We start from the raw sequence: 21,556 nt of genomic DNA, 5'->3' as shown, positions 1-21,556 counted from the left end.
GCTACGGGCCGACGGCAGGCGCGGGGCTCTTTCCCCCGATGGCGCCCGCCGGACGACCGAACAGCTCTACGCGTCGACCTCGACCAGCCGCTTGCCGTCGAAGGTGACGACCTCGAAGTGGTCGATCTCGTTCGGCTCGAAGGCGGCGCCGCCCTGGACGTACAGGGGCTGCTTGGCCTTCTCGGTCTTGGCGTCGGGCAGGCCGTAGCCCCACTCCGGGACGGACCAGGAGGACAGGGTCTCCCGCTCGCCGTTCTTGCCGACCGCGACGAGGGCGCACTTGAGCGGACCCTTGACGTTCTTCAGCTCGGTGACCACGCCCGTCCCCCAGTCCTTCTTCTGAAGGGCGACGGTTGCGGTGACCTTGGTGTTCGGGTCGGTGGCCGAGATCTTGTCGGAGATGCCTTCGAAGGCGGCCTTCGCGGGGCTCGCCGCGAGCGGGCGGTTCTCCGCTCCGCCGCTGCCGCCGTCGCCGCCGTTCGTCGCGACCGCGACGAAGGGGCCGCCGATGATCAGTGCACCGGCCGCGGCCACCATGTAGAAGCTGCGGCGGCGCTTCTGGGCGCGGCGGTCGGCGACCTCGTCGACCAGCTTCTCCACCAGGCGCGGCCGGGGCTTGGCGGACAGCGACTCGCCGATGGCGGGTGTGCTGCCGGAATTGGGCAGGTCGGCGAGGGCGGCGAGCATCGGCTCCATGCCGGCCAGTTCGTCGAGCTGCTGGGCGCACCATTCGCAGGTGGCGAGGTGGGCCTCGAACGCGGTCGCTTCGGCGTCGTCGAGAATGCCGAGGGCGTAGGCGCCGACGGTCTCGTGCTCGTTCGGCACCGGAGATTCCTGCATGGGACCAGACATACCCATGCCTCCCGTACCGAACCCCTGGTTACCCCCGTAAACACTCATCACGCCGTCACCCCCCGCTCCTCCAGTGCGAGCTTCATCGAGCGCAGGGCGTAGAACACCCTGGAGCGGACGGTGCCGCTGGGTATGCCCAGGGTCTCGGCCGCCTCATTGACGGTACGCCCCTTGAAGTACGTCTCGACGAGCACCTCCCGGTGGGCGGGGGTCAGGTCGTCGAGTGCGTCCGAGAGAGTCATCAGCCACAGCGCCTTGTCGATCTCGTCCTCCGCGGGGATGACCTCCAGCGGCGACGGGTCGACCTCCTGCGGCCGGGCCTGCCGGCTGCGGTGGCCGTCGATGACGATGCGCCGGGCGACCGTCACCAGCCAGGGGCGTACCGATCCGGTCGCTCTGTTGAGCTGACCGGCGTTCTTCCAGGCACGGATGAGCGTCTCCTGCACGACGTCCTCGGCGCGCTGCCGGTCTCCCGCGACCAGGCGCAGGACGTATGCCAGCAGGGGTCCGGCGTGTTCGCGATAGAGCGCACGCATCAGCTCCTCATCGGGTTCCGAGGGCTGGGACATGCGATGTCGGGCCCTCGGTGCTCGTTCATTGGCCACGACGGAATCCTTGCGCACGCCCACCTCCGATGTCCGGGGGTTCCCCCAGTCGGTCGCTCCACATGCCGTACGGACGCGAGCGGTTGGGCGTTCAAAGAGACCCGACAGATTTCTTCAGGATGACGTCACGAGCGGGACATGGGGTCACATTCCCACCCCGCGTTCTTTACATTTCCGCCACATCGACCAGATCAAGCCAGCTCTTCCCTACGGTGGCGTAGGTAAACGGCATGTAATAGAAATCACTTCGCGACCGAGGCCGCAGAAGTAGCATTTAGGACAGGGGAATTGAGTGCACGGACCACTCAATTCCGTTTCACGCGCGGGCGAGTGCCGCGCGGCGACGATGCCGGGCGACGCGTTCGCGGTTCCCGCAGACCTCGCTGGAGCACCAGCGCCTCCTGCGTCCGCGGGAGGTGTCGAGGTACACGATGGGGCAGTTGTCCCCTTCGCACTGGCGCAGGGCCGCACGGGCGACGGGGTCGGTCAGCAGGTCCACGGCGTCCCGGGCGACGGCCGCGAGCAGGGCGGCGCAGCCGGGCGGGCCGTCCAGCCGTCGCAGCAGCCGGCCGTCTTCGCCGCGGACCGCTCGGGGTGCCGGGGGCGCGGTGCGGGCCAGGTCGTTCACGCGGGCGAGGGCCAGGTCGTACGTCGCGACCCCGGGTCTCGGCCGGCAGCGCACCAACCGGTCGACCTGGGCGCGCAGTTCGCGGAAGGCGAGCAGCCAGCCGGTGTCGGCGTGGGCCAGGGCGGTGTCCGCCGGAACGAGCCCGGAGCCGGTGATCCAGGCGCGCAGCACGTCCACGGAGTCGAGCCGCTCCTCGGGGTGCGTGGTGGTCAGCAGGTCCAGGCAGATCCGCCCGGTGTCGAAGCGCAGCTCGTTGGAGGCCGTGGCCGTGCTCAGTGCCATGTGCCTGTCACCGCCTAGGGTTCACCCCGGTCGCGAGGGCTTCGGTGAGACGCGTCGCCGGGACACCGACGAGAGGGCCGGTGAGCCGCTTCCCCTTACAGTGCCTGTCCGCCACGCCGCCGAGAACCCCTCGGGCACGCCTTGCGCGCCGGACGCCCGCCCGGGATGCCCCTTCCAGCCACACCGCAGCAAGGCGTCGGGCCGGGGCGGGGGCCGGCGGGACGATCGCCCACGAGCTCACGCGCTCCGCTCCGGCCGGACTCCCCTGGGCGATTCCATTCCGGCGGCGTCCGAACCCTGTCGGACGACTTCTCGTGGGCATGGGCCCGGCGCCACCCGCCGGCGCCGGACCGGAATCTGTGGCGTCCGGGCGGCCTCCGGCGAGGTCGTCTCCGGCGGCTGAACCCGCTCGGTGCGTCCCACGTCCCACCCGGCCCTCGGGGTCACGCTGTGGCCGGGGCCCGGGGAACGCCCCCGCGTCCGCGACGGCCCGGCGCACGGCCCGGGTGGCTGGAGGAGGCTGGCGCGTCCCCCTCACGACAGGGCCGGGAGATGTCGCGATCCGGCTCAACCCCCGGACGGGCTCACGCGTCCGCGTACTTCGTCTCCACACTCGGGTCCAGGGCCAGACGGTAGCCCCGCTTGACCACCGTCTGGATCAGCTTCGGGGTGCCGAGGGCCGTGCGCAGGCGGGCCATGGCGGTCTCCACCGCGTGTTCGTCACGGCCGGAGCCGGGCAGGGCACGCAGCAGGTCCGCCCGGGCGACGACCCAGCCGGGGCGGCGGGAGAGGGCGCGCAGGAGGGCCATGCCCGCGGGCGGGACGGGCTTGAGGTCCCCGTCGACCACGACGGCGTGGCCGCGGATCTCCACACGGTGCCCGGCGACGGGCAGCGACCGGGCCCGCGCGGGCAGTTCCTGGCAGAGGAGCTGGACCAGGGGGCCGAGCCGGAAGCGTTCGGGCTGGATCGTGTCGATGCCGCGGGACTGCAGGGGCAGAGCGGTGACCGGGCCCACGCAGGCGGGCAGGACGTCGTGGCTCAGTGCCGCCAGCACCTCGTCGAGCAGTCCCCGGTCCTTCGCCCGGGACAGCAGGGAGGCCGCGGCCGGGGCGCTGGTGAAGGTGACCGCGTCCAGGGCCCGGGCGATCGTCGCGTCCAGCAGACGGTCGACCGGGGTGATGTCCTCCGGCGGCATCCAGCGGTAGACGGGCACCCCGACCACCTCGGCCCCTCCCTCCCCCAGCGCCTCCACGAACCCGGGCAGCGGCTCACCGTGCAACTGGATCGCGATCCGCAGGCCCTCGACCCCTTCCTCCAGGAGCCGGTCCAGCACCTCCGCCATGGACTCCGACGACGGCGACCACTCCTCGGTCAGCCCGGCCGCCCTGACCGCGCCCTTGACCTTCGGCCCGCGCGCCAGGATCCGTACGCCGCCCAGCCGCGCCAGCAACTCCTCCCCCAACCCCCAGCCGTCGGCGGCCTCGACCCAGCCCCGGAAGCCGATCGCGGTCGTGGCCACGACGATGTCCGGCACACGCTCGATGATGTCCTTCGTCGCCGCCAGCAGCTCGCTGTCGTCGGCGAGCGGCACGATCCGCAGAGCAGGGGCGTGCAGGACGGCGGCACCGCGTCGCTGCAGCAGCACCCCGAGCTCATCGGCCCGGCGCGCGGCCGTCACACCCACGGTGAAACCCGCCAGGGGCCCGTGGTCCGGTCGCTGTTCTTCGTACATGGCTCTCGTCCCGCACTCGAGTCGTCGTACTTCGTGGGTACGGCGTACCTACATGCCGATCGAGCCTGTCAACGGCTCGTGACAGGCTCGGATCGGTGTGATGTCGCTGGTGTTACGTCACACCTCCGCGTAGCTGAGCTGCGGCTTGGCCTCCGAGGCCGTCGTGCTGACGGGTACCCGGGCCGAGGTACGGCGAAGGTATACGGCCCAGGTGACCGCGAAGCAGACCGCGTAGAAGGCGAGGAAGGCGACGAACGCCCCGGTGCCCGAACCGTAGGAGAGGAAGGACTGGCGGAAGGCGAGGTTGATGCCGACACCGCCGAGCGCGCCCACCGCGCCGATCAGGCCCATGGAGGCCCCGGACAGCCGCCGCCCGTCCGCCGCGGCCTCCTCGCCCTCCAGTCCCTTGGCCAGTGCCTTGTTCTGGAAGATGCCCGGGATCATCTTGAACGTCGAGCCGTTGCCGAGCCCGCTGAGCACGAACAGCACCACGAACGCCACGGTGAACAGGGCCAGCGACTTCTCCATGGAGGCGCCGATGAGGACCGCAGTCGCGGCGCCCATGCCGACGTAGTTCCACAGGCTGATCCGCGCGCCGCCGTAGCGGTCGGCGAGCCAGCCGCCGACGGGCCGGATGAGGGAGCCGAGCAGCGGGCCGAGGAAGGTGACGTACGCGGCCTGGAGCGGGGTCCGGCCGAACTGGTTCTGCAGGACCTGGCCGAAGGCGAAGCTGTAGCCGATGAAGGAGCCGAAGGTGCCGATGTAGAGGACGGACATGATCCACGTGTGCATGTCGCGCGCGGCGTCCTTGGCGGCACCGGTGTCGTTCTTCACGTTCTCGAGGTTGTCCATGAAGACCGCGGCCAGGACCGCGGCGAGGACGATGAGCGGGATGTAGATCCCCAGCAGGACCCGCGGTCCGCCGCTGGCGCCGATGATCGCGAGGGCGGCCAGCTGGATCACCGGCACGCCGATGTTGCCGCCGCCGGCGTTCAGGCCGAGCGCCCAGCCCTTCTTCCGCAGCGGGAAGAAGGCGTTGATGTTGGTCATGGAGGAGGCGAAGTTGCCGCCGCCGACACCGGCGAGCAGGCCCACGAGCAGGAACGTGGAGAAGGAGGTCCCCGGCTCCATCACGGTGAACGCGGCGACCGTCGGGACCAGCAGGAGGGACGCGGAGATGATCGTCCAGTTCCGTCCGCCGAAGATCGCCACGGCGAAGGTGTAGGGAACGCGGACCACGGCGCCGACCAGCGTGACCATCGAGGTCAGCATGAACTTGTCGGCCGGGGTGAGTCCGTACTCCGGGCCCATGAACAGCACCAGCACGGACCACAGGGTCCAGATCGAGAAACCGATGTGCTCGGACAGCACGGAGAAGAAGAGGTTGCGGCGGGCGACCTTCTCTCCGGTCTCCTTCCAGAACGTCTCGTTCTCGGGGTCCCAGTGCCGGATCCAGCGTCCGCCCTTGCTCGGGGGTGCGGGTGCTGTGCCAGGACCTGTCATGACGCCTCCACTGTGCTCCGGGCTCGGTCGTACTTCGACTGACTGGTCCCGAAGGTAGGGAGGGCGCGTTTCCTGCCTGTGGCACCGGGTGACCGCGAGGGAACTTTGCTCTCACCCCGGGCTCGGGCGGGATGAGAGGTTCCGGCAGGTTTTCCGTCTCAGTGCCGCGGGGGCTGCCCGTGCGGGTTCTGCTGGGGGTGGGGCTGGTGGTACGGCTGGGCGTACGGGCCGGGAGGCTGCGCACCGTACGGACCGGGAGGCTGCGCAGCGTACGGACCGGGCTGACCGCCGTATGGAGCCTGCGCGGGCTGACCGCCGTAGGGGGCTTGCGCGGGCTGACCCGGGTACGGGGCCTGTGCGGGCTGACCGCCGTAGGGGGCCTGCGCGGGCTGACCCGGATACGGGCCGGGCGCCGGCTGCGCGTACGGCCCGGGCGTCTGCTGCCCGTAGGCCGCCGGCGCCCCCGTCGCCGGAGCCGGCCGGCCCGGCACGGCCCCGTACGGACCGCCCGCGAACGGGTTGCCCTGCCCGGGCTGCTGCGCCCCCGGCGGCAGATACCGCAGCCGACCGTTCTCGTCGCGCACCGGCGTGAAGCCGGCCGCCTGCAGCCGGGCCGCGAACTTGGCGTTGCGCTTGCGTGTCACCAGGAAACCGATGCCGAAGACCGCCATGAGCAGCAGCCACACCACACCGGCCGCGACGAAGTCGGTGGGCTCGCCGCCGGAACGGAAGGCGAGGATCACACAGCCGACGGTGACGCCCAGGGCCGCGTACCCCATGCGCTTCTCGGCGTTCTTGCCGGTGAGGTCGAAGTTGATGCGGGCCTTGAGGAGTTCGAAGGCGTCCGGCACGAGGGGCGGCAGGGAGACACCGTCGGCCGCGTTCGGGTACTGCGCCCAGTTCTGCCCGGCCCGCGCCCGGGCCTGCGGGCTCGGGTCGGGCACGAGCAGCATGATGAGCGCGCCGTTGCGGCCGCTGCTCTGGCGGACGTCGGCGTACTCGTAGCCGAACTGCTGGGCCACGAAGGCCAGCCGGGCGAGTTTCTTCACGGACGCCATCGGGCTGGTCAGCTCGACCGGTTCCCCGCTCGCCATCAGCCGCAGCATCTTCTGTGTCTGCCGCTTGCTCATTCCACCACTCCCCCGGGGCCACCCGTTCACAGACGCAACTCGGGCAGTTTTCCACACGGGCGAGGGCCCGGGGGAACGGGCCCTCCCCCGCGCCGGCCCACCCCTACCGCCGGCGCCTCCGGCTGTTGCCGCCTCGCCCGTTCGGCCACCACCGCGGTGACCGCTTCGCCGCGATGTCCTCGACCCAGCCGAACATGAGGATCGCCGCGCCGATCAGCGGCCAGACCAGGGCGAACATCCAGAGGGTGTACGTGCTGTCCAGGGCGGACACCGCGCTGTCGCTCTGGAGGAACGGCAGTTCGTACAGCAGGTCGAGGATCGGGACCGTGGCCATGATGAGGAGGTTGTGCCAGAGGTAGATCGTGACGGCGCGGTTGTTGGAGAGGGTCACGAGCTTGTCCCACCTGGCCAGCCGGCCCGGGAGTTCGCGCCACGACGGGGAGTACTGGAGGAGTACGACCACGAAGCCGAAGGACCAGGCCGCCTGGGCCATCGGGATGTCGTTGAGGTCCCAGCCGTCGGGACCCAGGTGCCCCGAGGCCCACCACAGGCCGAAGGCCATGAGCAGGGCCGCGCAGGAGATCGCCAGGTAGCGGGGGATCCGCTTGAGCAGGCCCTCGTGGTGGGCGAAGCCCAGGACCCAGCAGCCGCCGTAGACCGCGAAGTCGGTCACCGCGTTGCCCGTCTCGCCGGGGATCTTCACCAGGCCCGTGCCGACGACCGCCGTGAGGCCCAGCGGTGCCAGCAGCGTCGGCCACGGCGCCCGCCGGAACGCCCACAACAGCAGCGGGGAGGCGATGACGAACCAGAGGTAGGCCCGCAGGTACCACAGCGGACCGGCCGCCTGCACCGCCCAGGTCTCCTCCAGCAGGCCGGACTTGGCGCCGAGGTGCCAGGGGAAGGGCGGGGCGCCGACGGGGAAGAAGTAGTTGGCCAGATCGACCAGGCCCCAGGCACCGCCGTGGTCCGGGTCCTTCAGCGGATCCCAGCCGGCCGCGAACATCATCGCCAGCACCACGACGCCGAACACCCAGAGCGGGGGCAGGAGCCGGCGGATCCGGCCCCGGATCACACCGAGCGCCGGGCGGTCCAGCGAGCGCGCCATCAGGGAGCCCGCCAGCGCGAACATCACGCCCATCGACGGGAACAGGACCGTCAGCCACGCCCAGCCGAACAGGTGGTAGACGACGACACGGACCAGGGCGATCGAGCGCAGCAGGTCGAGGTAGCGGTCACGGCCGCCGCCCCGGCCGGCCGACGGGGAGGGGGCGGCCGCGGTGGCGGCTTCGCCCTCCGGTCGGGGGTCCGTCGTGCGCTGCTGCGGCATGCCGTAGGACGGCGCCGGTGACGTGGGGATCGGGTTTCCGTGGGTCATGCCACCGGCCTCCGCTCGGAGTTGCTCTGGGACCGCTGGCGCGGCATCGGGCCGCCGCCGGGCGCGTCGACCGCACCGGTGCGCCGCAGCTTCTGCCAGCGCAGCCGTCCGCCGGTAAGGGCGGTGATCCAGGACTGGAGGAGTACGACGTACATCAGCTGGCGGTACAGGATCTGCTGCAGAGGCAGCGAGACGAGGTGGGTCATGCGCTCGCGGTCGAGCCGGAAGGCGTAGGCCGCGCAGACCGCCTGGATCGCCAGGACGCCGAGCCACGCCATGATCGTCTTCTGGGTGGGGCCGAACACGAGGCCGTAGACGAGGAAGACGTCGATGAGCGGGGCCAGCAGGGGCGCCAGGACCATGAAGAGGGCCACCAGCGGCAGGCCGACCCGGCCGAAGCGGCCCGAGGGCCCCTTGTCCACCAGGGCCCGGCGGTGCTTCCAGATGGCCTGCATGGTGCCGTACGACCAGCGGTAGCGCTGGGACCACAGCTGCTGGACCGTCTCCGGCGCCTCGGTCCAGGCACGGGCGTTCTCCGCGTAGACCACCCGCCAGCCGTCGCGGTGCAGGGCCATGGTGATGTCGGTGTCCTCGGCGAGTGTGTCGTCGCTCATGCCGCCGACCCGTTCCAGCGCGCTGCGGCGGAAGGCTCCGACCGCGCCGGGGATCGTCGGCATGCAGCGCAGTACGTCGTACATCCGGCGGTCGAGGTTGAAGCCCATCACGTATTCGATGTGCTGCCAGGCGCCGATGAGACTGTCCTTGTTGCCGACCTTGGCGTTGCCCGCCACCGCGCCCACGCGCGGGTCGCCGAAGGGCTGCACCAGTTCGCGCACGGTGGACGGCTCGAAGACAGTGTCGCCGTCCATCATCACGATCAGGTCGTACCGGGCGTTGGCCACACCGCGGTTGAGCGCGGCCGGCTTGCCTGCGTTGAGCTGGCGGACGACCCGGACGTTCGGCAGGCCCATGGCCTCCACGATCCGTGACGTGCCGTCGGAGGAGCCGTCGTCGATGACGAGGACCTCGATGGGGTGGTCACTCTCGGCGAGGGACCGGACCGTGTTCTCGATGCACTTGGCCTCGTTGTACGCCGGGACGAGAACCGACACCGGTTCGGTGACCGGCGCTCCCCAGCGGAAGCCGCGGCGGCGCACCCGGCGTGCGTGCACCCCGGAGAGCAGCAGCATCAGCACGAAACGGCCGATGACGAGGGTGCCGACGATCGACAGTCCGACGACCAGCACTTCGGTGAGGTGCTCCGAGGCCTGGACCAGGAAGATCCACGCCGCGCCCTTCCACCGTTCGAGGCCGGTGACCGTGGAGTGCGCGCTCGGGGCGTCGAGGGCCTCGGTGAGGTTGCTGAACCGGTAGCCCTGCTCGCGCAGGTCGGGCAGCATGCGGTCCAGTGCCTCGACGGTCTGGTGGCGGTCGCCGCCGGAGTCGTGCATCAGGACGATCGCGCCCTTGCCGCCCTTGGGCGTGGCGCGCCGGACGATCTCGGCGACGCCGGGCTTGCGCCAGTCCTCGCTGTCGGTGTTGTTGACGACGGTGATGTAGCCGCGGTCGCCGATGTACTTCGTCACCGGCCAGGACTGGTTGTCCATGGCGTCGGCGAAGGAGGAGTACGGCGGCCGGAAGAGGGACGTTCGGATACCCGCCGCGCCCGAGAGGGCGAGCTGGTTCTGGGACAGTTCCCAGTCGATGCGCTTCTTGGACTGGTAGGACAGGTCGGGGTGGTTGAAGGTGTGCAGGCCGACCTCGTGGCCTTCGTCGACCATGCGCCGGACCAGGTCGGGGTAGCGCGAGGCCATGGTGCCGGTGACGAAGAAGACCGCGTGTGCGTCGTGCTTCTTCAGCACGTCCAGGACCTTCGGCGTCCAGGTCGGGTCAGGGCCGTCGTCGAAGGTGAGCACCAGGCGGTGGTCGGGCACGCGCAGGCTCTCGGTGCGGCCGCTGCGGGCATCGATGACGGGCCCGCCGCTCATGATCTTCTCCGGCACCCGGTCGGTGGCGGCGGGCGGCCGGACCCGGTGGTCGGCGAGGATTTCGCTGTGCACGTATCCGCGCAGCATGAGCATCGCCCCCAGCGCGACGAGCACGAGCAGGGGCAGCAACAGACGCATGGGCAGGCGCCGGCGCCTGGAGCCGCCAGGGGCTCGGGACGCGGGCCCGGAACGGCGAGTACGGGATGCCATGAGTGGTGGTACTCCGGGTGGTGCGGGATGGGATGGCACGGGGACGGGCCAGGCGGACGGTGTGGCGGGAAGGGCCCGGCCGGGCGGGCGGTGCCGTCGCGGCTGCGCGGGGTGTCCGCGAGGTCATCGGGGCTCCGCCGCGTGAGCGGGACGGGACCTGCGGAACCGCTGATCGCGAGGTGGTTCCGGCCCGGAGGACTCGGGTTCCTCCGGGGCCGGCGGGATCCGGTGAGAGAGGGTGCGCCCGGCCGGAAGCGGTGGTGCGGCGCCCGGAGCGGCGGGCGCCGCACGTGCGACGCGGCCCGGGTGGCGACGCGGTTCAGGCGACGACGCGACCCGGACGGCGACGCGGTCTAGGCGGCGGGCGTCTCGGCGGCGGGCTGCGTTTCGGCCGGGGCCTCCGCGACGGGCTGCGGCTCGGCCGGCCCTTCCGCGACGGTGCCGCCGTCGCCGCCGGTGCCCGTGGTCTCGGTGGGCTGAGGGGTGGGCTCGCCCGTGGGTGTCGGGTCGGTGACCGGTGTGCTCGGCGGGTCCGCCGGTTTGGTCGGGGCCGGGGCGGTGGTCTTGGTGCCCGGTTTCGGGGTGGGCAGGGCCGCGGTCGGCGTGGGCTTGGCGGACGCGCCGGGGCGTGTGCCGGGGTCGGCGGTGTCATCCGGCGCGGCGGCGCTGCGGCCGGGCTCGGGTGCCGTGGCGTCGCCGGTCGCCGGAGTGCTGCCCGGGGCGGTCGCGCCGGTGCCTTCCGCGTCTTCGGGCGGTGCCGACTCGGCGGTCAGCGGCGGGCTGTCGACCTGCCCGGCCGGCGGGTTGTCCTCCTTGGTCGGCACGGGCAGCCACGGGGCGTTGGAGTTGCCCGACAGCAGCGTGGCGACGATGACGACGGCGTAGACCCCGCAGGCCAGGGCGACGGCCATGCCGATCCGGCGGTAGCGGCGGCTGCGGCGGCCCGACTCGTCGACGAAGACGGGCCGGTCGGCGGGGGCCCCGGCGCCCGTGCCTTCTTCGGCCCGGCGCAGGAGGCCGTCCCCGAGCTGCACGGCGTCGAGCTGGATGGTGACCTCGTGCGGATCGTGGGTCTGCCGGTCCGCCGCGCCGGCGTGCCCCGACGGGCCGGCCTCCTCCTGGTCCTGCCAGGGGTCGCGGACCGACGTCCGGCTCACCGTGGCGAACGAAGCGTCCTCGCCGTCGCTCTGGCGGGGAATGCCGGCCAGTACCTCCGTCGCGGCGGGCAGCCGGTGACCGGACGTCCGGACGTCATGGCCGGGAAGGACCTGCGTGGATCTCCGGTACCGGACTCTTCCGTCCGACGGGAGTTCCCCGGTAGTTGCAGCGGCCTCGGGCCACTCGGGTTGGGCGTCTTCTCGCCACTCTTTCACGCGCACGCACTTCCCCCCACGGGATGGTTCAGGTGCGCTTGACGACCTGAGCACCCGCCGTCGGACCGGGCCCCCACCCGTCCCAACGCACCCCTATTACCACACCGTGCTCAGGCATTGAATGTAGCGCACGGGGAGGTTGTGTGTGTGCGCGGGTGCCGAATCGTGTCAGTCGTGAGACGTCATGAGGACATCGTCACCGGCCGGAATCCACCCTCCGGCGGGCCGCCGCAGCCACCCCTCCTCGACGGCGAGCCGGGCAGCCGCCCGCCGCAACGCGTCGAACGCGGGATGGGTCAGGCCCTTGCGCCATACCAGCGAGACAGGGGACAGCGGCACCGGGTCGACCAGGGGCCGCACCACCGTCGACGGCAGCGCCGGGAACTCCACGACGGCCAGGATCGGGTTGCGTGTTCTGGCCATGATCCGCTGGAACTCCTCGTCCCCGACGGCCAGCGGGGCGGGTGGCGCGATGTCGATGCCGCGCCCCTCGAACAGCAGCCGTGCCAGCCCGGTCCACTCCGGGGTGCGCGGATTGCCGGCGCCCGCGTAGACGCTCTCGCCGGCGAGCTCGGCGAGCGGCACGCGGTCCCACGCGGCCAGCCGGTGGTCCTCGGGCAGGACGACCGCCATCGGCTCGAACCGCACGGGCTGGTGGGCGAGGCCTGCCCGCAGCGCCGGGTCCAGCCCGGCGAACCGTCCGAACGACGCGTCCAGCCGCCCGGCGAGCAGTTCACCGGCGGCTCCGGTCAGGCCGCTCTCGTAACGAGCCATCAGCTCGTGCCGGGGCGCGAGTTCACGCGCCTCGTGCAGGACGCGGCGCGGGGTGGTCAGGCCCGGGGAGTTGAGGTCGACCAGCAGCGGCCGGGCCTGGCCGAAGGCGGCGAGCAGCTCGTCCTGTGCCTGGAGCACCCGGCGGGCGTACGGCAGCAGCCGCTCTCCGTCGGGAGTGAGCGTCACCTGCCGGGTGGTCCGCACGAACAGCTCGGCCCCCAACTCCCGCTCCAGCCGCCGCACGTCCCGGCTGAGCGCCTGCTGAGCCACGTGCAACCGCGCCGCGGCACGGGTGAAGTGCAACTCCTCGGCCACGGTGACGAAGCCACGCAGCAGGCGAGGATCGAGGTGGGCGGACATGCGGCGAACCTACAGCGGCCCGGGGGCCGGGCGGACGGGGGTGCCGGTCTGCGGGGAGACCGGCGGCAGACCGGGGTGGCGAGGCCACAGGGCACCGTGGCACACGAGCGTACGGGGAGCGACGGTGGCGGGCGGGGTGCTCCGACTGCCGGCCACCGGCCGCACGCAGGAACGCGCGTCATCGACGGGCCCAGCGTGCGGACCTTGGCCGCGAGGGCGGCCGGGGCGGGCGGGGCGCCGCTCGCCGGGGGCGACAGGACACCGGCGGCAGAGACAGCGGGAATGCCAGGGCTCCGGGCACGTGCGGCACGCGAGGTCGCCGGTGGCCCAGGCGCCATCACCGGCACGCGGGGCTCCGAGGCCACGAACACCGGCCCCGCGCCGGGGCGCCGGCACAGCCGGCATCACCTGCACGCCGGGCGCCGACGCCACGGCACAGGCCGCCCGCAGGGACGCCGGGGCGCCCGGAAGACCGGCCGCACGCGAGGCTGCGGGTGGCGCAGCAGGCCATCACCGACGCGCCGGGCGCCGGGCGCGAAGGCCACGAACACCGGCCGCACCGGGGCACCAGGGCACCCGGAGCACCGGCCCGCTCAGGTACCGATGTTCCCTCGGGTGGTTCCGCCGTGGCCGCTCCCAGGGTCCGCTCCCCCCGGTGCCTCCGGCCCCGGCCGGCCCTCCGCAGCCGGCCCGGGCGGAGCCTGGCGCAGCCGGTGGCGCGGCACCGACCGCATCGGCGGCCTGGTCAGCGTGATCTGGCGGACGACCTGCTGGAAGCACGCCAGGGCCGCGAGGCCGGGCAGGGCCGCCGCCGCGATGCCGAGGACGGTCCGGGGTGCCTGGACGACGCACAGCAGCACGGCGATGCAGGAGAAGACCAGGACCACGCACCAGGAGTGCACGGCACGGCGCTGGTGCAGCGCGGCCCGCAGGACGGACAGGGAGCCCACCAGCCACGGTCCGTACACCAGCAGGGGCCACCAGGTGCGCAGCCCCCGGGCGGCGGGGGACACGGCGACCAGGCGCAGCGGGTCGTAGGCGACGACACCGCTCAGGAGGCTCACCGCGGAGGCGATGACGGCGGCCAGGGCCGCGACGAGGAGGCTCGTGGTGCGGAGCACGCCCGCGGCCTTGCGGACCCGCACCTTGCGGTGCCGTCTCGGGATGTCCCGCACGGGCGGCAGTTCCTCGGTGATGTCCTGGAGGCGCCGCATGTGGGTCACCGGTGCGGGGGCCGGGGTCGGCTCCGCGGCGGGGGGCAGGTCCTTGTCACGGGGGGCGGGAATCCTCGCCTGCTCCCCGAGTGCTTCCTCGAGGATGAACGCGAGTTCCTCCGCGGGGTCCCAGGTGGGGTCCGGAGGTGTCAGGGGTGTGATGAAATCCCGGGCCGGAGCCCGGTGCCGGCCGGTGCCCTCAACTTTGTCGTACACGGCGCGCCCCGCTTATTCCGCGAGAGCGAATGCGGGCCAATCCGTCGCACTGATCCACCGTCGGGCAAGATCCTTTTCCAGCGTGCTCATGGCGTCGATGAAGTCGCGCAGCACCGCCTCGGTCACCTGCAGCGTGACCGGGCAACCGCCTTTGGTGAGCGTCCCGTTGACTGTCGCCGACGAGTGCGCTGGAGCGGGAATGTAGGTGTACGGGCCGAGCGTTACCGCCCAGCCGTCTTTCCTGGTCGCCTCGGTCATGTACCGACTAACCGTCGGCCCACTACGGCGGATGCGCGGCAAACGAGTGAAGGAATTTCCCGAATGAGCATCTTTTCCATGCGCTATGAGGAGCATCAGTAATCTCCATATCCCTGTATGAAGAACAGGCAGCGAACGCTTCACGCCAGGGACTTTTCGGCCTGGCGCCAAGGATCCACAACGCAGGTGCGTGAATGCGCACCGGACAGGTGTTGGACCCGCTGATCGTCCCCGGGCGACGGTGGCCGCATGCCCCGACTCTCCCCGTACCGCCGCCTGTTCCGCCTGCCGGGCACCCGTGCCTTCACCGCGGGGAACCTCATCGCCCGCCTGCCGATGGGCATGTTCAGCGTCAGCGCCGTCGTGATGATCGCGGGAAGCCGTGGTTCGTACGCCCTCGCCGGTGCCGTCACCGCGACCGGACTCGCGGCGACCGCACTGATCGCGCCGTGGATCGCCCGGCTCGTCGACCGGTACGGCCAGGCCCGGGTGGCCCTGCCCGCCACGGTGATCGCCGTGCTCGGCTCCCTCTCCCTGCTGCTGTGCGTGCGCCACGACGCCCCCGACTGGACGCTGTTCGCCTCCTACGCCGCCACCGCCACGACCCCCAACACCGGCGGTATGTCCCGGGCCCGCTGGGCGCATCTGCTGGACGGCGACCCCGAGGCGCTGCACACCGCCAACTCCTTCGAACAGGCGGCGGACGAGCTGTGCTTCATGCTTGGCCCGGTGCTCGCGGCCTTCCTGTGCGGGACGCTCTTCCCCGAGGCCGGCACCTTGGCCGGCGCGGTGCTGCTGCTGACCGGCATGGTCCTGTTCACGAGCCGGCGCGCGACGGAGCCCCCGGTCCGCGCGCACATACCCGGCAAGGCGCCTGTGCGCGCTCCCGGGATCCCCCCGCTGCTCGCGGTCTGCCTGGCGATGGGCGGCGTCTTCGGCGCGACGGAGGTCGTCACCCTGGCCTTCGCCGACGCACAGGGGCGGCAGCCGGTCGCCGGTGCGGTGCTCGCACTGCAGGCCGCCGGCTCCTGCGTGGCGGGCCTGCTGTACGGCGCCGTGAAGCCCGCCGGCCCGGCCGCGGTGCGGCTGTCCCGGTGCGTGGCCGCGATGGCCGCGCTGCTGACCCTGCCCCTGCTGGCCGCGGCCCTCACCGGTTCGCTCCTGCTGCTGGCGGCCGCCCTGCTCGTCGCCGGAATGGCGACGGCCCCGACGATGGTCACCACCATGACGCTGGTCCAGGAACGTACTCCCGAGGGCCGGCTGAACGAGGGCATGACCCTCGCGGTGACCGGTCTGCTCGGTGGCATCGCCTGCGGCAGCGCGATCGGCGGCTGGACGGTGGAGCACCTGTCACCGACGGCGGGTTACGCGGTCCCCGTGACGGCGGCGGCCGTGGCACTGACGCTGTCCTTGGCTCTGCCAACGCATCCTTCTTCGAATCGCTTCAACATGACTCCTACGCACCATTGACGCTTCCAGGCACCCCACATACGTTCAACCGTCGAAGCGCTTCGACTTCGAGGGCGCCGGGAGAGTAGGGACCTCATATGAAGTTCACCGACGGCTACTGGCTCCTGCGCGAGGGCGTGACAGCGTCGTACCCGGCCCAGGTCCTCGACGTCACCGCATCGGACGGCGCGCTGGAGATCCACGCGCCGACCCGGCCCATCCGCTCCCGCGGCGACCTGATGACCGGCCCGGTGCTCACCGTCCGGGTGCACTCCCCCATGCCCGACGTCATCGGGATGACCTTGACCCACTTCACCGGTGGGGAGTCCCGCGGCCCCGAGTTCGAGCTCACGGCGTCGGACACCACCGCGGAGATCTCCTACGACGACGAGCACGCCACCCTGACCTCCGGCGACCTGTCGGTCCGGCTGGCCCGCGGCGGCCCCTGGGACGTCGAGTTCCTCGCGCACGGCCGCACCCTCACCCGCAGCGGCCACAAGAACGCGGGCATCATGCGGGACGCCTCCGGCGCGCACCACCTGCGCGAACAACTGGTCCTGACGGTCGGTACCTCGGTGTACGGCCTGGGTGAGCGCTTCGGCCCGCTGGTGAAGAACGGGCAGGTCGTCGACATCTGGCAGGCGGACGGCGGTACGTGCAGTGAACAGGCCTACAAGAACGTGCCGTTCTATCTCACGGACGCCGGCTACGGCGTCTTCGTCGACCATCCGGGCCAGGTGTCCTTCGAGGTCGCCTCGGAGGTGGTCTCCCGGGTGCAGTTCAGCGCGGAGACCCAGGAGCTGACGTACTACGTCATTCACGGGCCCACGCCGAAGGACATCCTGCGCCGGTACACGGCCCTGACCGGCCGCCCGGCCCTGCCGCCCGCCTGGTCGTTCGGTCTGTGGCTGTCGACGTCCTTCACCACCTCGTACGACGAGGAGACGGTGACCTCCTTCATCGAGGGCATGCGGGAGCGCGAACTCCCGCTGTCCGTCTTTCATTTCGACTGCTTCTGGATGCGGGAGTTCCACTGGTGCGACTTCCGGTGGGACCCGCGGGTCTTCCCCGACCCCGAGGGCATGCTGGCCCGGCTGAAAGCCCGTGGCCTGCGCGTCTCCGTCTGGATCAACCCCTACATCGCCCAGCGCTCCCCGCTGTTCGCCGAGGGCAAGGCGCTCGGGCACCTGCTGAGGCGACCGGACGGCGGTGTCTGGCAGTGGGACATGTGGCAGCCCGGCATGGCCCTGGTCGACTTCACCTCACAGGCCGCCCGCGACTGGTACGCCGGCAAGCTGGAGGCGCTGCTCGCGCAGGGCGTCGACTGCTTCAAGACCGACTTCGGCGAGCGGGTGCCCCTCGACGTGGTCTGGTCGGACGGCTCGGACCCGGAGCGGATGCACAACTACTACACGTACCTGTACAACCGCACGGTCTTCGAGGTGCTGCGCAAGCACCGCGGTGAGCAGGAGGCCGTGGTCTTCGCCCGCTCGGCGACGGCGGGCAGCCAGCAGTTCCCCGTGCACTGGGGCGGCGACTGCGAGGCGACGTACGAGTCGATGGCGGAGTCGCTGCGCGGCGGGCTGTCCCTCGGCCTGTCGGGCTTCGGCTTCTGGAGCCACGACATCGGCGGTTTCGAGGGCACTCCCACCCCTGCCCTGTTCAAGCGCTGGCTGGCCTTCGGCCTGCTCTCCTCGCACAGCCGTCTGCACGGCAGCCGGTCCTACCGGGTGCCCTGGCAGTTCGACGAGGAGTCGGTCGACGTGGCCCGCCGCTTCACCCGGCTGAAGCTCCGCCTCATGCCCTACCTGTACGAGACGGCCCGCACGGCCCACACCGAGGGCCTGCCCGTGATGCGGGCCATGGTGCTGGAGTTCCCGGACGACCCGGGGTGCGCCCACCTGGAGCGGCAGTACATGCTCGGGCCCGACCTGCTGGTGGCCCCGGTGTTCAGCGACGAGGGCGACGTCACGTACTACGTCCCCGAGGGCACCTGGACGCATCTGCTGACCGGCGAGCCGGTGACCGGCCCGCGCTGGGTGCGCGAGCGGCACGGTTTCCTGACCGCGCCGCTGCTGGTCCGGCCCGGCGCGGTGATCCCGCTCGGGGCGCGGGACGACCGCCCGGACTACGACCACGCCGACGGCGTGACCCTGCGGGCGTACGGCCTGCGGCCCGGCGACGAGGTGACGGTGCCGGTCGGGGACGTGACCTTCACGGTCGTCCGCGAGGGGAACACCCTGCGGGCGACCTGCGCCGACCCGGCAGCCGCCTGGAACCTGGCCGCGGGCGACCGCGAGGTCCAGGCCCCGCCGGGCACGGATTCCCTCACCTTGGAACTCGGCCGGTGATCACGAGCTGCACGACCGCATGACAAAGGCCCCGCCGCACTGAAGCGGCGGGGCCTTCGCCCACATGGGATGAGTGGAGATGGCGGGAATCGAACCCGCGTCCAACGGTGCAGAATCAGGGCTTCTCCGTGTGCAGTTCGCTGCGATTTTCTCGGCCCCGGCGATCACGCGAACAAGTCGCCGACGGGCCCAGTCACTGTTTGATTTCCCATCGAACCCCGTGACCGGGCTCGATGGTTTAGTTCCCTAGATTATGCCAGGATCCGGGCCGGGAACACTCCCGGGCTGACACCCATTTAGGGTCCTTCAGTCACTGCTTATCAGGCAGCGAGGGCGAAGGACTGGGAATCGCGCTTGGTGTTGGCGATTATTTTTTGCGACATATGGTTTACGAGATCATTGCCGCTTCCTCGACACGCTTCCCCTGCTTCGACAGCCGCTGTCGAAACCGATCATCCCCATGTTGTGTTGACAATCCCTCCGGAGAGGGGCGCGCACCCGCCATGGGGTGCAGGCACCATCGTACGTGACCAACGCAGGTCGGTGCCAGCGTATTCCCTACGCCCCGCGCTGCCTCCGCTTCACGGCCGCGATCGCGCGGTCGGTCTCCCGGCGGTCCTGCTTCTCCCGGAGCGCCTGGCGCTTGTCGTACTCCTTCTTGCCCTTCGCCAGCGCGATCTCGACCTTGGCCCGGCCGTCCTTGAAGTACAGCGCGAGCGGCACGATGGTGTGGCCCGTGTCCCCCGACTTCGACTCCAGCTTGTCGATCTCCGCGCGGTGCAGCAGCAGCTTCCGCTTGCGCCGGGCGCTGTGGTTGGTCCAGGTGCCCTGGCTGTACTCCGGCACGTGCACGTTGTGCAGCCACGCCTCACCGTCGGTCAGCTGCACGAAGCCGTCGACCAGCGACGCCCGTCCCTGGCGCAGGGACTTCACCTCGGTCCCGGTGAGGACCAGGCCGGCCTCGTAGGTGTCGATGACGAGGTAGTCGTGCCGCGCCTTCTTGTTCTGCGCGATCAGCTTGCGCCCTTTTTCCTTAGCCATAGTGCCGACCATTTTCGCACTACCGAGGGGCCCCGCGGAAAGTCGATTACGAGGAGCTCGCGAGGCCGCGCAGTACGGTCCCGGCCCGCTGGAGGGCGTCCTCGCCGGTCTCCAGGTCGGGCGTGATGCCCCGGCCGTCGACCCCGCGGCCGGAGGGGGTGCGGTAGTGCCCGACGGTCAGCTCCGCGACGGAGCCGTCGGGCAGCCGGCTCGGCATCTGGACCGAGCCCTTGCCGAAGGTGCGGGAGCCCACGACGAGCGCCCGCCCGCGGTCCTGCACGGCGCCGGTGAGGAGCTCGGCCGCGCTCATCGTCCCGCCGTCGACGAGCGTGACCAGCGGTCTGGTGGTGTCCCCGCCGGACCCGGCGTGCAGGGCGCGCTGCTCGCCGTCGACGTCGTAGGTGGCGACGAGGCCGCCGTCGAGGAAGGCGGACGCGGCGGTCACGGCCTCGGTGACCAGGCCGCCGGAGTTGCCGCGCAGGTCGAGGACGATCCCGGCGCGGGGCGGGGTTCGGCGGACGGCTTCGCGGACCTGGTGGCCGGAGCCCTTGGTGAAGGTGTCGACCTTGATGACGGTGACGCGGCCCGCGAGCTCCCGGACGGTGACCGAGTCCGTGGACAGCTGGGCCCGGCGCACGGTCTCGGTCCAGGCGCGGCCGTCGCGCTCCAGGCCGAGACGGACGGTGGTGCCCGCCGGGGCGTCGGTGGCGTCGCCGCGCAGTAAGGAGACGACCTCGGTGACGGGCCGGCCGTCGGTCTTCTCCCCGTCGACGCTGCGCAGCAGGTCGCCGCGGCGGATCCCGGCGCTGGCGGCGGGCGACCCGGCGCGCACCCTCGTCACCTCGATACGGCCGTCCCGGTCACTGCGGGCCCACAGGCCGACGCCGGTGTACTGGCCGTCGAGGGACTCCTCGAACTCCTCGTACTCGCCGCGGGAGTAGACGGCGCCCCAGCGGTCCCCGCTGCGGCTGACGGCGCGCTTCGCGGCCTGGACCGGGGACGTGCCGTCGGCCATGGCCTCCTCGGCGGCCCGGGCGACGTCCTCGTGGTGTGCGGCCGGACCCGCCGAACGGACCTCGTCCGGAGCGGACTTCCCCTGTCCCTGGGGCAGCGCCCCGGTGGCCGCACCGGCGACGAGCACGCTCGTGAAAACCAACGTCAGGGCGGCCCCACGACGGATACGGCGGGGCTGACAGAACGGGTCACGACCTGACATGCCGGTGAGTCTAGGACAAGCGGAAGGGCCGTACGGTCGGTTGACCGTACGGCCCCTCGCGGCATGCGTCACACCTTCAAGTACTTGCGCAGCGCGAAGAACGCGGCCAACGCGGGCATCAGGAGGCTCGTCGCGAGGATGAGCGGCAGGTACTTCAACACCGCGCCCCAGCCGATGAAGTTGATCAGTGTCAGCTGGTCGGCCAGGGCGAGTCCGTGGTCGATGAGGAAGTACCGGGCGAGCACCAGGAAGCCGCACGCGAGGGTGCCGCCGATGAGTCCGGCGACCGCGGCCTCCATGATGAACGGTGCCTGGATGTAGAAGCCGGAGGCGCCGACGAGCCGCATGATGCCGGTCTCACGCCGGCGGCTGAACGCCGAGACGCGCACGGTGTTGACGATCAGCATCAGCGCGACGACCAGCATCAGCGCCATCACCGCGCGGGCGGCCCAGTTCATGCCGTTGAGCAGCTTGAACAGATTGTCCAGGATGCCCTTCTGGTCCTGGACGGACTGCACTCCGTCCCGGCCGTTGAAGGCTGTGGCGATGACCTGGTACTTCTCCGGGTCCTTCAGCTTGATGCGGTACGACTCCTGCATCTGGTCCGGTGTGAGGGAGCTGGCGAGCGGGGAGTCGCCGAACTGCTCCTTGTAGTGCTTGTACGCCTGGTCCTGCGACTCGTACGTGACCGCCTGGACGACGTTCATCTTGTCGAGGTCGGCCTTGATCTGCTTCTTCTGGTCGTCGGTCACCGCGCCCTTGGCGCAGTTCGGGTCCGACTCGGCGTCGCTCTTGTTGCAGAGGAAGATCGAGACGTTGACCTTGTCGTACCAGTACCCCTTCATGGTGTTGACCTGGTCACTCATCAGGAGCGACCCGCCGAACAGGGCGAGCGACAGGGCGACGGAGACGACGACGGCGAAGGTCATCGTCAGGTTGCGGCGGAGACCGACACCGATCTCCGACAGGACGAACTGGGCGCGCATGGCGACTGGTTA

The 21,556-nt window shown here is 71.3% G+C and carries 17 protein-coding genes and 1 other RNA gene; 2 read left to right on the top strand and 16 right to left on the bottom strand.

All coding sequences use genetic code 11. From position 1 onward, the window contains the following. Positions 1-66: 66 nt before the first annotated feature. The 12 genes from ADK65_RS11245 to ADK65_RS11190 all read right to left on the bottom strand — a co-directional run bounded on the left by ADK65_RS11245 (position 67) and on the right by ADK65_RS11190 (position 14,501). Positions 67-825: an anti-sigma factor family protein gene (locus ADK65_RS11245; RefSeq protein ID WP_053669833.1), complete on the bottom strand. Its 759-nt coding sequence runs from the start codon at positions 823-825 to the stop codon at positions 67-69. A gap of 74 nt (positions 826-899) precedes the next feature. Beyond that, positions 900-1,421, bottom strand: a complete 522-nt coding sequence (locus ADK65_RS11240; protein WP_010039908.1) for a sigma-70 family RNA polymerase sigma factor — start codon at positions 1,419-1,421, stop codon at positions 900-902. 352 nt (positions 1,422-1,773) lie between these two features. Beyond that, the gene (locus tag ADK65_RS11235) at positions 1,774-2,367 is read right to left on the bottom strand and encodes a CGNR zinc finger domain-containing protein (RefSeq protein ID WP_053669832.1); all 594 of its coding nucleotides are present in this window, start codon (positions 2,365-2,367) and stop codon (positions 1,774-1,776) included. 584 nt (positions 2,368-2,951) lie between these two features. Beyond that, positions 2,952-4,100 (bottom strand): uroporphyrinogen-III synthase, encoded by a 1,149-nt coding sequence (locus ADK65_RS11230; RefSeq protein ID WP_053669831.1) that lies wholly within the window; start codon positions 4,098-4,100, stop codon positions 2,952-2,954. 117 nt (positions 4,101-4,217) lie between these two features. Then, positions 4,218-5,603: a nitrate/nitrite transporter gene (locus ADK65_RS11225; RefSeq protein WP_053669830.1), complete on the bottom strand. Its 1,386-nt coding sequence runs from the start codon at positions 5,601-5,603 to the stop codon at positions 4,218-4,220. Between the two features lie 158 nt (positions 5,604-5,761). Continuing rightward, positions 5,762-6,733, bottom strand: coding sequence for a hypothetical protein (locus tag ADK65_RS11220; protein WP_053669829.1), 972 nt, complete (start codon positions 6,731-6,733; stop codon positions 5,762-5,764). Between the two features lie 103 nt (positions 6,734-6,836). Next, positions 6,837-8,108 (bottom strand): acyltransferase family protein, encoded by a 1,272-nt coding sequence (locus ADK65_RS11215; protein WP_053669828.1) that lies wholly within the window; start codon positions 8,106-8,108, stop codon positions 6,837-6,839. Beyond that, on the bottom strand, positions 8,105-10,306 hold the full coding sequence (locus ADK65_RS11210) for a polysaccharide deacetylase family protein (protein WP_053669827.1): 2,202 nt from the start codon (positions 10,304-10,306) through the stop codon (positions 8,105-8,107). The genes ADK65_RS11215 and ADK65_RS11210 overlap by 4 nt, the downstream gene beginning before the upstream one ends. Before the next feature lie 353 nt (positions 10,307-10,659). Continuing rightward, a complete protein-coding gene (locus ADK65_RS11205) occupies positions 10,660-11,679 on the bottom strand; it encodes a hypothetical protein (RefSeq protein ID WP_234352849.1) in 1,020 nt (339 codons plus the stop codon). Positions 11,680-11,847: 168 nt separating this feature from the next. Next, positions 11,848-12,813 (bottom strand): LysR family transcriptional regulator, encoded by a 966-nt coding sequence (locus ADK65_RS11200; protein ID WP_053669826.1) that lies wholly within the window; start codon positions 12,811-12,813, stop codon positions 11,848-11,850. 593 nt (positions 12,814-13,406) lie between these two features. Next, positions 13,407-14,243, bottom strand: coding sequence for a hypothetical protein (locus ADK65_RS11195; protein WP_053669825.1), 837 nt, complete (start codon positions 14,241-14,243; stop codon positions 13,407-13,409). 12 nt (positions 14,244-14,255) lie between these two features. After that, complete coding sequence (locus ADK65_RS11190; protein ID WP_053669824.1) at positions 14,256-14,501, bottom strand: hypothetical protein; 246 nt, start codon at positions 14,499-14,501, stop codon at positions 14,256-14,258. A gap of 249 nt (positions 14,502-14,750) precedes the next feature. Here ADK65_RS11190 and ADK65_RS11185 point away from each other — a divergent pair, with 249 nt between their 5' ends. Both ADK65_RS11185 and yicI read left to right on the top strand, forming a co-directional pair. Next, positions 14,751-15,971 (top strand): MFS transporter, encoded by a 1,221-nt coding sequence (locus ADK65_RS11185; RefSeq protein WP_053669823.1) that lies wholly within the window; start codon positions 14,751-14,753, stop codon positions 15,969-15,971. A gap of 77 nt (positions 15,972-16,048) precedes the next feature. Further along, on the top strand, positions 16,049-18,301 hold the full coding sequence (yicI, locus tag ADK65_RS11180; protein WP_053669822.1) for an alpha-xylosidase: 2,253 nt from the start codon (positions 16,049-16,051) through the stop codon (positions 18,299-18,301). 71 nt (positions 18,302-18,372) lie between these two features. On the opposite strand, the gene ssrA is transcribed toward yicI, so the two are convergent. The 4 genes from ssrA to ftsX all read right to left on the bottom strand — a co-directional run bounded on the left by ssrA (position 18,373) and on the right by ftsX (position 21,544). Beyond that, positions 18,373-18,761: a transfer-messenger RNA gene (ssrA, locus tag ADK65_RS36610) on the bottom strand. 98 nt (positions 18,762-18,859) lie between these two features. Continuing rightward, on the bottom strand, positions 18,860-19,342 hold the full coding sequence (smpB, locus tag ADK65_RS11175; RefSeq protein WP_053669821.1) for an SsrA-binding protein SmpB: 483 nt from the start codon (positions 19,340-19,342) through the stop codon (positions 18,860-18,862). Positions 19,343-19,388: 46 nt separating this feature from the next. Then, positions 19,389-20,558: a S41 family peptidase gene (locus ADK65_RS11170; protein WP_078955909.1), complete on the bottom strand. Its 1,170-nt coding sequence runs from the start codon at positions 20,556-20,558 to the stop codon at positions 19,389-19,391. A 68-nt stretch (positions 20,559-20,626) separates the two neighbouring features. Continuing rightward, a complete protein-coding gene (gene ftsX, locus ADK65_RS11165; RefSeq protein WP_053669819.1) occupies positions 20,627-21,544 on the bottom strand; it encodes a permease-like cell division protein FtsX in 918 nt (305 codons plus the stop codon). Positions 21,545-21,556 lie beyond the last annotated feature (12 nt).

The organism is Streptomyces sp. NRRL B-1140 (genome assembly GCF_001280065.1).
Classification (GTDB): Bacteria; Actinomycetota; Actinomycetes; order Streptomycetales; family Streptomycetaceae; genus Streptomyces.
The sequence above is the reverse complement of the archived record's forward strand: the minus strand, read 5'-3'. Positions and strand labels throughout refer to the sequence as shown.